The 11,914-nt window shown below is 60.8% G+C and carries 11 protein-coding genes and 1 pseudogene; all 12 read left to right on the top strand.

The features are described 5' to 3' along the window. Nucleotides 1-20: 20 nt before the first annotated feature. On the top strand, nucleotides 21-521 hold the full coding sequence (gene cheW / locus C3F38_RS17740) for a chemotaxis protein CheW (protein WP_025303271.1): 501 nt from the start codon (nucleotides 21-23) through the stop codon (nucleotides 519-521). Between the two features lie 195 nt (nucleotides 522-716). Next, nucleotides 717-2,387, top strand: coding sequence for a methyl-accepting chemotaxis protein (locus C3F38_RS17735; protein ID WP_038876813.1), 1,671 nt, complete (start codon nucleotides 717-719; stop codon nucleotides 2,385-2,387). A gap of 76 nt (nucleotides 2,388-2,463) precedes the next feature. Then, on the top strand, nucleotides 2,464-4,080 hold the full coding sequence (locus C3F38_RS17730) for a methyl-accepting chemotaxis protein (protein ID WP_047730456.1): 1,617 nt from the start codon (nucleotides 2,464-2,466) through the stop codon (nucleotides 4,078-4,080). 37 nt (nucleotides 4,081-4,117) lie between these two features. After that, nucleotides 4,118-4,990 carry a protein-glutamate O-methyltransferase CheR gene (gene cheR / locus C3F38_RS17725; protein WP_025159837.1) on the top strand — a complete coding sequence of 291 codons (873 nt, stop codon included), beginning with the start codon at nucleotides 4,118-4,120 and terminating at the stop codon, nucleotides 4,988-4,990. Beyond that, nucleotides 4,990-6,039 carry a chemotaxis response regulator protein-glutamate methylesterase gene (locus tag C3F38_RS17720; protein WP_015378262.1) on the top strand — a complete coding sequence of 350 codons (1,050 nt, stop codon included), beginning with the start codon at nucleotides 4,990-4,992 and terminating at the stop codon, nucleotides 6,037-6,039. Before cheR ends, C3F38_RS17720 begins: the two co-directional genes overlap by 1 nt. A 102-nt stretch (nucleotides 6,040-6,141) precedes the next feature. After that, complete coding sequence (gene cheY / locus C3F38_RS17715; RefSeq protein ID WP_004934862.1) at nucleotides 6,142-6,531, top strand: chemotaxis response regulator CheY; 390 nt, start codon at nucleotides 6,142-6,144, stop codon at nucleotides 6,529-6,531. 10 nt (nucleotides 6,532-6,541) lie between these two features. Further along, nucleotides 6,542-7,186, top strand: coding sequence for a protein phosphatase CheZ (gene cheZ / locus C3F38_RS17710; protein WP_004934858.1), 645 nt, complete (start codon nucleotides 6,542-6,544; stop codon nucleotides 7,184-7,186). A gap of 125 nt (nucleotides 7,187-7,311) precedes the next feature. Beyond that, nucleotides 7,312-7,546, top strand: a pseudogene (gene vapB / locus C3F38_RS17705) (type II toxin-antitoxin system VapB family antitoxin). After that, on the top strand, nucleotides 7,546-7,944 hold the full coding sequence (locus tag C3F38_RS17700; protein ID WP_047730458.1) for a type II toxin-antitoxin system VapC family toxin: 399 nt from the start codon (nucleotides 7,546-7,548) through the stop codon (nucleotides 7,942-7,944). The pseudogene vapB and the gene C3F38_RS17700 overlap by 1 nt, the downstream one beginning before the upstream one ends. A 126-nt stretch (nucleotides 7,945-8,070) precedes the next feature. After that, nucleotides 8,071-9,222, top strand: coding sequence for a flagellar biosynthesis protein FlhB (flhB, locus tag C3F38_RS17695; protein ID WP_055316344.1), 1,152 nt, complete (start codon nucleotides 8,071-8,073; stop codon nucleotides 9,220-9,222). Further along, nucleotides 9,215-11,293, top strand: a complete 2,079-nt coding sequence (gene flhA, locus C3F38_RS17690; RefSeq protein WP_038876828.1) for a flagellar biosynthesis protein FlhA — start codon at nucleotides 9,215-9,217, stop codon at nucleotides 11,291-11,293. Before flhB ends, flhA begins: the two co-directional genes overlap by 8 nt. Continuing rightward, nucleotides 11,293-11,697: a flagellar protein FlhE gene (locus C3F38_RS17685; protein ID WP_047730460.1), complete on the top strand. Its 405-nt coding sequence runs from the start codon at nucleotides 11,293-11,295 to the stop codon at nucleotides 11,695-11,697. The genes flhA and C3F38_RS17685 overlap by 1 nt, the downstream gene beginning before the upstream one ends. Nucleotides 11,698-11,914: the final 217 nt, after the last annotated feature.

Raw genomic sequence — 11,914 nt, 5'->3', positions numbered from 1 at the left:
TGATTTAAAAGGTGAATGATATGGCAGGATTGGCAGCCGTCAGCAAATTGGCTGGCGAAACGGTAGGGCAAGAGTTTCTGATTTTTACCCTGGGCAACGAGGAGTACGGCATCGATATCCTCAAGGTGCAGGAAATTCGCGGCTACGATCAGGTGACCCGTATCGCCAACACGCCGGCGTTCATCAAGGGCGTCACTAACCTGCGCGGCGTGATCGTCCCGATCATCGATCTGCGGGTGAAATTCTCGCAGCAAAGCGTGTCTTACGATGAAAACACCGTGGTGATCGTGCTGAACTTTGGCCAGCGCGTGGTGGGCATCGTGGTCGACGGCGTTTCCGACGTGCTGTCGCTGACCGCCGAGCAGATCCGCCCGGCGCCGGAGTTCGCGGTAACGCTGGCGACCGAATATCTCACCGGTCTCGGTTCGCTGGGCGAGCGCATGCTGATCCTGGTGGATATCGAAAAGCTGCTGAGCAGCGAAGAGATGTCGCTGGTCGACAGCGTGGCAAAAAGCGTCTGATTCATGACCCCAGGGGGCAGGGCGCTGCCCCCTTCATCCATCACTCTTCCTGACCTGTCGCGACGCCGCCGACTGAGCCCGGAACCCCCACTAAAAATAGTTACTTTCCCGCATAAAGTTTTGCCGCACGGCGCCGATAACTCTCACATTCAACGTCATCAGAGCCTGTCTGCGCGGGCTTCAACAAGGGAAATCATGTTAAATCGTATGAAGGTGGTCACCAGCCTGTTGCTGGTGTTGGTGCTGTTTGGCGCCTTGCAGTTGATTTCGGGCGGACTCTTTTTCTCCTCGCTGAAAAGCGATAAGGAAAACTTTACCGTCCTGCAAACTATCCGCCAGCAGCAGCTGCAGCTGAGTGAAAGCCGCGTTGACCTGCTGCAGGCGCGCAACTCCCTGAACCGTGCCGGTATTCGCTACATGATGGATACCAATAAGATCGGCAGCGGCGCCACCATTGATGAACTGCTGGGCAAAGCGAAAGAAGAGCTGGCCGAGGCGGAAAGACACTATGCCGCTTACGAAAAAATCCCTCAGGATCCGCGTCAGGATCCCCAGTCGGCAGAGCGCGTTAAGCAACAGTACGACATTCTGTACGGTGCGCTCTCCGAACTGATCCAACTGCTGGGCGAGGGCAAGATTAACGCCTTCTTCGATCAGCCTACGCAGAGCTACCAGGACAACTTTGAGCAGAGCTACAACGTTTATCTGGAGCAAAACGGCAAGCTGTATCAAATCGCGGTTGACGGCAGCAACAGCTCCTACAACTCGGCCATTTGGACGCTGATCGTGGTTCTGGTGGTGGTGCTGGCGGTGATCGTACTGGCCTGGACCGGCATCCATCATATCCTGGTGCGCCCGCTGAACCGCATGATTGACCACATCAAACAGATCGCCGCCGGCGACCTGACTCAGCAGATCGTCGTGACCAGCCGCAACGAAATGGGCGTGCTGGCGGCCAGCCTGAAACACATGCAAAGCGAGCTGATCGAAACCGTCAGCGGCGTGCGTCAGGGCGCGGACGCCATCTACAGCGGCGCGTCGGAAATTGCCGCGGGCAACAACGATCTCTCCTCCCGCACCGAGCAGCAGGCCGCTTCGCTGGAAGAGACCGCCGCTAGCATGGAACAGCTGACCGCGACGGTGAAACAGAACGCCGAAAACGCCCGTCAGGCTTCACAGCTGGCGCTGAGCGCCTCCGAAACCGCGCAGAAAGGCGGCAAGGTCGTGGCCAACGTGGTGCAGACCATGCACGACATCGCCGGCAGCTCGCAGAAAATCGCCGATATCACCGGCGTGATCGACGGCATCGCCTTCCAGACCAACATCCTGGCGTTGAACGCCGCGGTGGAAGCCGCGCGCGCCGGCGAGCAGGGCCGCGGCTTCGCGGTGGTGGCCGGTGAAGTGCGCAACCTGGCGCAGCGCAGCGCGCAGGCGGCGAAAGAGATCAAAGGCCTGATTGAAGACTCGGTCAGCCGCGTCGATATGGGCTCCGTGCTGGTGGAAAGCGCCGGTGAAACCATGGGCGACATCGTCAACGCCGTCACCCGCGTGACCGACATCATGGGCGAAATCGCGTCGGCTTCTGACGAACAGAGCCGCGGTATCGATCAGGTTGGCCAGGCGGTAGCGGAAATGGACCGCGTGACCCAGCAGAACGCCTCGTTGGTGGAAGAATCCGCCTCGGCGGCGGCGGCGCTGGAAGAACAGGCCAGCATGCTGACCCAGTCGGTGGCGGTATTCCGGCTGAGGTCGGAAGGCCAGGAAGAGTTTAAAGCGCCTGTCACCAGCAAGGCGACGGTAACACCGGTAATCAATCATAAGAAAATGAACGCCAGCGATCTGCAGGATAACTGGGAAACGTTCTGACCGGTATCGGGCCTCTCTCGCAGAGGCCCTTTTCCCTACGTAGGCCGGTCGCCGGCCGGCTGCAAGGAGGTTCACAGTGTTTAACCGAATCCGTATCTCTACCAGCTTGTTCCTGTTGTTGATGACCTTCTGCGTTCTGCAGTTGGCCAGCAGCGGCCTGTCGTATTCCGCGTTTCGCTCCGATAACCACAACCTCGACATCATCACCCTCGGCAGCCAGCAGCGCGATTCGCTCAGCCTGAGCTGGGTGTCGCTGTTGCAGGCGCGCAATACGCTGAACCGCGCCGGCACCCGCGCGGCGCTGAAACTGCCGCAGGAGCAGGTGAACGAATTGATGAGCAGCGCCCGCAGTTCGCTGCAGAAGGCCGATCTCTATTTCAATCAATTTATGGCGGTTGAGCGCAGCAGTGAGCAACAGAGTCAGCAGACGGCAACGACCAAGGCCAGCTACGAGCGGCTGCGCGGCGCGCTGCGCGAACTGATCGGCTTCCTGGAGAAGGGGGAGCTGCAGGCATTTATGGATCAGCCGACGCAGAAAACCCAGGACCTGTTCGAAGCCGACTTCGTGCAGTACCTGCAGTTGGTCAACGGCGACATCAGCGAAGCCAGAGACGCCAACCAGTTCTCCTTCACGCTGGCGGGCCTGATGCTGGCGGGGGCGGTCTTGATGCTGATCGTGGTGACCGGCAGCGCCATGTGGTGGTTGCGTACCATGCTGGTGCAGCCGCTGAACCAAATCCGCAGCCACTTTGAACGCATCGCCGCCGGCGATTTGGCGACGCCGATTCAGGTGTATGGCCGCAATGAAATCAGCATGCTGTTCGCCAGCCTGCAACGCACGCAGCAGTCGCTGATCGGCACCGTCGGCGCCGTGCGCGACGGGGCGGAGTCGATTCTGATCGGCCTGCAGGAGATATCTGAAGGCAATAACGATCTCTCTTCCCGCACCGAGCAGCAGGCCGCTTCGCTGGAAGAGACCGCCGCCAGCATGGAACAGCTGACCGCCACGGTGAAACAGAACGCCGACAATGCGCGGCAGGCCTCTCAGCTGGCGCGCGACGCCTCGGCCACCGCGGCCAAGGGCGGCGAACTGGCCGGCGACGTGGTGACCACCATGCACGATATCGCCAACAGTTCGCAGAAAATCGGCGCCATCACCAGCGTGATTGACGGCATCGCTTTCCAGACCAACATTCTGGCCCTCAATGCGGCGGTGGAAGCGGCGCGCGCCGGCGAACAGGGGCGCGGTTTCGCCGTGGTCGCCGGCGAAGTGCGCAACCTGGCGAGCCGCAGCGCGCAGGCGGCGAAAGAGATCAAGGTGCTGATCGACGAATCGGTCAGCCGCGTCAAACACGGCTCGGTGCTGGTGGAAAACTCCGGCGCCACCATGCAGGACATCGTGCGTTCGGTGACCCGCGTGACCGACATCATGGGCGAGATCGCGTCGGCTTCGGATGAACAGAGCCGCGGCATCGAGCAGGTGACGCAGGCGGTGACCCAGATGGACCAGGTCACCCAGCAGAACGCCGCGCTGGTGGAAGAGTCCGCTTCAGCCGCCACCGCGTTGGAAGAGCAGGCCATTACCCTGGCCGACGCGGTCGCGGTATTCCGTCTGGCGGACGATAACTTCGTCGCGCCAGGTAACAGCAACAACGCAGTTTCACCCGTGGTAAAGGAAGCCCAAGATTGTTAAACCGCATAAGCAGCACGTTTTTCCCCGGTGAGGTGGCATGAAACAGGCGCCGTCAACTTCTAACCGGGATACTGCGTCGATGTTGACGCAAATGGTGCAGCGCCTGCCGCTGTCGGACGTGCATTTTCGCCGTATCAGCCAGTTGATTTATCAACGCGCCGGCATTGTGCTGGCGGAGCATAAGCGCGAGATGGTTTACAACCGCCTGGTGCGCCGTTTGCGGCTGTTGGGATTGCACGATTTCGGCGACTACCTGGCGCTGCTGGAAAGCGACCCGAACAGCGCGGAGTGGCAGGCGTTTATCAACGCGCTGACCACCAACCTGACGGCCTTTTTCCGCGAGGCGCATCACTTCCCGATCCTGGCGGAGCACGCGCGCTCGCGGCCGAACGGCTACAGCGTCTGGAGCACCGCAGCCTCGACCGGCGAAGAACCGTATTCGATCGCCATCACGCTGAGCGATGCATTGGGCCAGCGGGCCGGCAGTTGCCAGGTCTGGGCCAGCGACATCGATACGCAGGTGCTGGAAAAAGCGGAGGCGGGCGTTTACCGCCAGGAAGATCTGCGCACCCTGACGCCGACCCAAATGCAGCGCTATTTTCTGCGCGGCACCGGGCCGCATCAGGGGCTGGTGCGCGTGCGGCCGGAGCTGGCGGCGCGGGTGAACTTTCAGCCGCTGAACCTGCTGGCGCCGGAGTGGGCGCTGCCGGGGCAATTCGACGCCATTTTTTGCCGCAACGTCATGATCTATTTCGATAAGGCGACGCAGGAGCGCATCCTGCGCCGCTTCGTTCCCTTGCTTAAGCCGGGGGGGCTGATGTTTGCCGGCCACTCCGAGAATTTCAGCCAGATCAGCCGGGATTTCTACTTGCGTGGGCAGACCGTGTATGGGCTGACCAAGGAGAGGTAATGAGTAAAATCAGAGTGTTATGCGTAGACGATTCGGCATTGATGCGCCAGCTGATGACGGAAATCGTGAACGGCCACGCCGACATGGAGATGGTGGCGACCGCGCCGGATCCGTTGGTGGCGCGCGATCTGATCAAAAAATTTAATCCCCAGGTGCTGACGCTGGACGTCGAGATGCCGCGCATGGACGGGCTGGATTTCCTCGAGAAGCTGATGCGCCTGCGGCCGATGCCGGTGGTGATGGTCTCTTCGCTGACCGGCAAAGGCTCGGAAATCACGCTGCGCGCGCTGGAGCTGGGCGCGGTGGACTTCGTGACCAAACCGCAGCTCGGCATTCGCGAGGGCATGTTGGCCTACAGCGAGCTGATTGCCGAGAAGATTCGCACCGCCGCCAGAGCGCGCCTGCCGCAGCGTTCCAGCAGCCCGGCGCCGGCGATCCTCAGCCATGCGCCGCTGCTGAGCAGTGAAAAACTGATCGCCATCGGCGCTTCCACCGGCGGCACCGAAGCGATCCGCCAGGTGCTGCAGCCGTTGCCGGCAACCAGCCCGGCGCTGCTGATCACCCAGCACATGCCGCCGGGTTTCACCCGTTCGTTCGCCGAGCGGCTGAACAAGCTGTGCCAGATCACGGTGAAAGAAGCGGAGGACGGCGAGCGCGTACTGCCGGGCCACGCCTACATCGCACCGGGGGATCGTCACCTGGAGCTGACGCGCAGCGGCGCCAACTATCAGGTAAAGCTGCATGACGGCCCGGCGGTCAACCGCCATCGCCCCTCGGTCGACGTGCTGTTCCGCTCGGTGGCGCAATATGCCGGCCGCAATGCGGTGGGCGTGATCCTCACCGGGATGGGCAACGACGGAGCGGCGGGGATGCTGGAGATGCACCGCGCCGGGGCCTATACCCTGGCGCAGAACGAGGCGAGCTGCGTGGTGTTCGGCATGCCGCGCGAGGCGATCGCCAGCGGCGGCGTCAGCGAAGTGGTTGAGCTGGACAGGATGAGCCAGCGCATGCTGGCGCAGATCGCCGGCGGCCAGGCATTGCGCATTTGATTTTAGTCCGCAGGGTCTTCCCGGCGGCGATATGACCCAGGTTCGCCGCGCGGCGGCCTGCGGTTTTGCATCATTAAACGGTTAACTTTTTCAGGAGTAACAATGGCAGACAAGAACCTCAGATTTCTGGTTGTGGACGATTTTTCCACCATGCGTCGCATCGTCAGAAATTTGCTCAAAGAGCTGGGCTTCAACAACGTCGAAGAAGCTGAAGACGGCGCGGATGCGCTGAACAAGCTGCGCGCCGGCGGTTTCGACTTCGTGGTGTCCGACTGGAACATGCCGAACATGGACGGGCTGGAGCTGCTGCAAACCATCCGCGCCGATAGCGCGCTGGCCGCGATGCCGGTACTGATGGTGACGGCGGAAGCCAAGAAAGAAAATATCATCGCGGCGGCGCAGGCCGGCGCCAGCGGTTATGTAGTGAAACCTTTTACGGCGGCGACGCTGGAAGAAAAGCTCAACAAGATTTTTGAAAAATTGGGCATGTAAGGAGAGGGCGATGAGAGACATTCCAATGCCTGCCAGCGATGCAGCGACCGCGGGAGAGATCATCTCCCGCATCGGCCAACTGACCCGAATGCTGCGCGACAGCATGCGCGAACTGGGGCTCGATCAGGCGATCGCCCAGGCGGCAGAGGCGATCCCGGATGCGCGCGACCGTCTTGACTATGTCGTAACCATGACGGCGCAGGCGGCGGAACGGGCGTTGAACTGCGTGGAGGCGGCGCAACCGCGCCAGGCGGAGCTGGAATCCGGGGCGAACGCGTTGAAAGGGCGCTGGGACGAGTGGTTCGCCAACCCCATCGAACTGGACGACGCGCGTTCTCTGGTTAACGACACGCGCCAGTATCTGGATCAGGTACCGGGCCATACGGCCTTCACCAATGCCCAGCTGCTGGAAATCATGATGGCGCAGGATTTCCAGGATCTGACCGGTCAGGTGATCAAGCGCATGATGGACGTGGTGCAGGAGATCGAAAAGCAGCTGCTGATGGTGCTGATGGAAAACATGCCGGAGCAGCCGGTGAAGGAAAAGCGGCCGAACGACAGCCTGCTGAACGGCCCGCAGCTCGACCAGAACGGCGTCGGCGTGATCGCCAACCAGGCACAGGTCGACGATCTGCTCGACAGTCTCGGGTTCTGAGGCTTTTCGGGGCGCGCGACGGCGCGCCCCGAAAGTTGCGCGGTGTCCCGCAAAGATTAATGTATATGGCATTGCTATATACATCATGGCGGTTATAATTTGTACTCCAGTTAAAGGAGGTCGCCATGGCGTTAGGTTCTGTCTTTACCAATAATCGGACACAGGCTGTACGCCTGCCTGCAGAGGTGCGTTTCCCTGATACCGTTTCTAAAGTGACCGTCCGCGTAGTGGGCAAAGAGCGCATTCTTGCCCCCCCTGGAGAATACCTGGGACAGCTTCTTCTGTGCGGAAAATGAGGTGAGCGATGATTTCCTCAATGAACGTGCCGGACAGCACCAACGCGAGCGGGAAGATTTTTGATGTTCAGCCATATGCTGGACACCAACATTGTTATCTATGTCATTAAGCGCCGGCCGCTGGAAGTGCTGGAGGTATTCAATCGCTATGCAGGTAAAATGGTCATTTCGTCGATTACCTATGGCGAATTGGTTCACGGGGTGGAGAACAGCGCTCGCCCAGCGGTGAACGCCAGAGTCGTTGAGGATTTTGTCTCCCGATTGGACATTCTCGATTACAGCGCCAAAGCGGCATCGCACTACGGCAACATCCGGGCTGTGCTGGAACGCCAGGGAACGCCTATTGGCGTAAACGATCTACATATCGCCGGGCATGCGCGCAGCGAAGGATTGATCCTGGTGACCAATAATCGACGCGAATTTGAGCGCGTTGAGGGTTTGCGGCTGGAAAATTGGTTGTAACGTCTCCCTGATGGTCTCATCCCCTAAATAACCCGCCTTTTCCCCCGTTGTTCCGTCAATGACATCGCCAATTTTTTGGCATGCTGACCGCCATTCTTTACCCTCTCGACACAGGAACGGCGTTTCGTGGCTGAAGACAGCGATCTGGAAAAAAGCGAGGCCCCCACGCCCCACAGGCTGGAGAAGGCGCGTGAAGACGGCCAGATCCCGCGTTCCCGCGAACTGACCTCGGTACTGATGCTGCTCTCGGGCCTCGCGATCATCCTGATGTCCGGCAGCAACATGGCGCAACAGTTGGCGGCGATGCTCACGCAGGGGTTGAACTTCGACCATGGCATGGTCAGCAACGATAAACAGATGCTGCGCCAGCTGGGCATGTTGCTGCGCCAGGCCGTACTGGCGCTGTTGCCAATCATGGCGGGGCTGGTGCTGGTGGCGCTCGCCGCGCCGATGTTGTTGGGGGGCATTCTGTTCAGCGGCAAGTCGATCAAATTCGATTTGAAGCGGCTGAAGCCGTTGTCCGGGTTGAAGCGCATCTTTTCCAGCCAGGTGCTGGCCGAACTGCTGAAAGGGATCCTGAAAGCGACGCTGGTCGGCTGGGTGACCGGCCTCTATCTGTGGCACAACTGGGCGGCAATGCTGCATCTGATGACCCAACAGCCGCTCGACGCGTTGGGCAATGCGCTGCAGATGATTCTGTTCTGCGGTTTTCTGGTGGTACTGGGGTTGACGCCGATGGTGGCGTTCGACGTGTTCTACCAGCTGTGGAGCCACTTCAAAAAGCTGAAGATGACCAAGCAGGATATTCGCGACGAATTCAAAGACCAGGAAGGGGACCCGCACGTTAAGGGACGTATTCGTCAGCAGCAGCGGGCGATCGCCCGGCGCCGCATGATGGCCGATGTGCCCAAGGCGGACGTGATCGTCACCAACCCGACGCACTACGCCGTCGCGTTGCAATACAACGACAAAAAAATGAGTGCGCCGAAAGTGCTGGCCAAGGGGGCGGGCGAAATCGCCTTGCGCATTCGCGAACTCGGTGCGGAGCACCGCATCCCGATGCTGGAAGCGCCGCCGCTGGCGCGTGCGCTGTATCGACACAGCGAGATTGGACAACATATTCCGGCCACCCTGTATGCCGCGGTCGCCGAAGTGCTGGCCTGGGTGTACCAACTGCGCCGCTGGCGGCGCGAGGGCGGCCTGATCCCGAAAAAACCTGAACGTTTACCGGTGCCGGAAGCACTGGATTTTGCAAGAGAGAGTGACTCTGATGGCTAATTTGGCCTCCCTGCTTCGTTTGCCGGGCAATTTTAAAGATACGCAGTGGCAGGTGTTGGCCGGCCCGGTGTTGATCCTGCTGATCCTGTCGATGATGGTGCTGCCGTTGCCGGCGTTTATCCTCGACCTGCTGTTTACCTTCAACATCGCGCTGTCGATCATGGTGCTGCTGGTGGCGATGTTCACCCAGCGCACGCTCGAATTCGCCGCCTTCCCGACCATTCTGCTGTTCTCCACGCTGCTGCGTTTGTCGCTCAACGTCGCGTCCACGCGCATCATCCTGCTGGAAGGGCACACCGGTTCCGCCGCGGCCGGCCGCGTGGTGGAGGCCTTCGGGCACTTCCTGGTGGGGGGCAACTTCGCCATCGGTATTGTGGTGTTTATCATCCTGGTATTGATCAACTTCATGGTCATCACCAAGGGGGCCGGGCGTATCGCCGAAGTGGGCGCGCGTTTCGTCCTGGACGGCATGCCGGGTAAACAGATGGCGATCGACGCCGATCTGAACGCCGGGTTGATCGGCGAGGACGAAGCGAAGAAACGCCGCGCCGAAGTCACCCAGGAGGCCGATTTCTACGGCTCAATGGACGGTGCCAGTAAATTCGTGCGCGGCGACGCCATCGCCGGCCTGATGATCATGGTGCTGAACGTGGTCGGCGGCCTGTTGGTCGGCGTGGTGCAACACGGCATGGAGCTGGGGGCGGCAGCGGAAAGCTATACGCTGCTGACCATCGGCGACGGCCTGGTGGCGCAGATCCCGGCGTTGGTGATCTCTACCGCCGCCGGCGTTATCGTCACTCGCGTCGCAACCGATCAGGACGTCGGCGAGCAGATGGTGGGCCAGCTGTTCAACAATCCGCGCGTGATGCTGCTGAGCGCCGGGGTACTGGGGCTGTTGGGCCTGGTGCCGGGCATGCCGAACCTGGTGTTCCTGCTGTTTACCGCCGCTTTGCTGGGCCTGGCCTGGTGGCTGCGCGGCCGTGAACAACAGGCACCGAAAGCGGTGGAGGCGCCGGTGATGCCGGACAACCCGCAGGCCGCCGAAGCCAGCTGGGCCGACGTGCAGTTGGAGGATCCGCTGGGGATGGAGGTGGGTTACCGGCTGATTCCGATGGTCGATTTTCAACAAAACGGTGAGCTGCTGGGGCGTATCCGCGGTATTCGCAAGAAATTCGCGCAGGACATGGGGTATTTGCCGCCGGTGGTACACATTCGCGACAACCTGGAACTGCCGCCTGCCAGCTACCGCATCCTGATGAAAGGCGTCGAGATCGGCAGCGGTGAAGCGCAGCCGGGCCGCTGGCTGGCGATCAACCCCGGCAATGCCGTGGGCGAGCTGGCGGGAGACAAAACCGTCGATCCGGCTTTTGGGCTCGAGGCGGTGTGGATCGACAGCGCATTGCGCGAGCAGGCGCAGATCCAGGGCTTTACCGTGGTGGAAGCCAGCACCGTGGTGGCGACACACCTCAATCACCTGATCGGCCAGTTCGCCAGCGAGCTGTTTGGCCGCCAGGAAACCCAACAGTTGCTGGATCGCGTGTCGCAGGAGATGCCGAAACTGACCGAAGACTTCGTGCCGGGCGTGGTATCACTGACCACGCTGCACAAGGTGCTGCAAAACCTGCTGGCCGAGCGTGTTTCTATCCGCGATATGCGCACCATCGTCGAAACGCTGGCGGAGCATGCTCCGGCGCAAAGCGATCCTTATGAGCTGACCACCGTGGTGCGGGTAGCGCTGGGCAGGGCGATCACGCAGCAGTGGTTCCCGGGCAACGGCGAGATTCAGGTCATCGGTTTGGATACCCAACTGGAGCGCCTGTTGTTGCAGGCGTTGCAGGGCGGTGGCGGTCTGGAGCCGGGGCTGGCCGATCGCCTGCTGGATCAGGCGCGCCAGGCGCTGCAGCGGCAAGAGATGCTCAGCGCGCCGCCGGTGCTGCTGGTCAACCATGCGCTGCGGGCCTTGCTGGCGCGTTTCCTGCGCCGCAGTCTGCCGCAGATCGTGGTGTTGTCCAACCTCGAAATCAACGACGATCGCCAGATTCGCATGACGTCGACCATTGGAGCCGCCTGATGAAACGCTGTCTGTTCGTGTTGTGTTTGCTGGCGCCGTTAACCGCCGGTGCGGTGTCCGGCTCTTGGGTGGCCGAAGGGGGGGGCGTGACGTTGGAACAGGGCGGCATGCGCGATGAGTCCGCCGGTTTGCGGCCGCCGAACGCGTTGCCGGATGCCAATGCGCGCATCACCCGCGTCAGTTGGCGCTACCGTTTGCTGGGGCCGGAGCCGGTGGGGCTGCAGGCCCAGCTCTGCACGGTAAACCGCTGCATTCCGCTCGGCGGTGGCAGCGGCAGCAGCAACGGTCTGCAGGGCGAACCGGCCAATGCGGAATTGCGCTTTGTCTATTACGTGCAGTCGCAAGGCGGGTTGAATCCGCCGCTGCGCGTGATTGGCAATCAGGTGATCGTCAATTACGAATAGATCGCCGCCCGGTTCGGCGGGGTAGTTTGGCGCCGGCCGGCGTTATGCTTAAGCGATAAAATGAGCCTGGAAATTCAAGACTCACGGCCGCCTTTGTCGCGCGGCACAATCTGGAGCCTGTTTGTGTGACAACAGTCATAATCCTATTTTTATACGTTGTTTCTCTCTTTGTTTTATTGTAATTTACGCTTAATCTTCAAATTTATGAAGATTAGAT

The organism is Serratia sp. SSNIH1, from assembly GCF_002935055.1.
Taxonomy (GTDB): domain Bacteria; phylum Pseudomonadota; class Gammaproteobacteria; order Enterobacterales; family Enterobacteriaceae; genus Serratia; species Serratia nevei.
This window is presented reverse-complemented; position numbering and strand designations above follow the sequence as displayed.

Excerpts from the sequence above, each read along its gene's own strand:
- cheZ (WP_004934858.1), top strand. The coding sequence starts at position 6,542 with ATGAGAGACATTCCAATGCCTGCCAGCGATGCAGCGACCGCGGGAGAG.
- cheW (WP_025303271.1), top strand. The coding sequence starts at position 21 with ATGGCAGGATTGGCAGCCGTCAGCAAATTGGCTGGCGAAACGGTAGGG.
- C3F38_RS17720 (WP_015378262.1), top strand. The coding sequence starts at position 4,990 with ATGAGTAAAATCAGAGTGTTATGCGTAGACGATTCGGCATTGATGCGC.
- flhA (WP_038876828.1), top strand. The coding sequence starts at position 9,215 with ATGGCTAATTTGGCCTCCCTGCTTCGTTTGCCGGGCAATTTTAAAGAT.
- C3F38_RS17735 (WP_038876813.1), top strand. The coding sequence starts at position 717 with ATGTTAAATCGTATGAAGGTGGTCACCAGCCTGTTGCTGGTGTTGGTG.
- cheR (WP_025159837.1), top strand. The coding sequence starts at position 4,118 with ATGAAACAGGCGCCGTCAACTTCTAACCGGGATACTGCGTCGATGTTG.
- C3F38_RS17685 (WP_047730460.1), top strand. The coding sequence starts at position 11,293 with ATGAAACGCTGTCTGTTCGTGTTGTGTTTGCTGGCGCCGTTAACCGCC.
- cheY (WP_004934862.1), top strand. The coding sequence starts at position 6,142 with ATGGCAGACAAGAACCTCAGATTTCTGGTTGTGGACGATTTTTCCACC.
- C3F38_RS17700 (WP_047730458.1), top strand. The coding sequence starts at position 7,546 with ATGTTCAGCCATATGCTGGACACCAACATTGTTATCTATGTCATTAAG.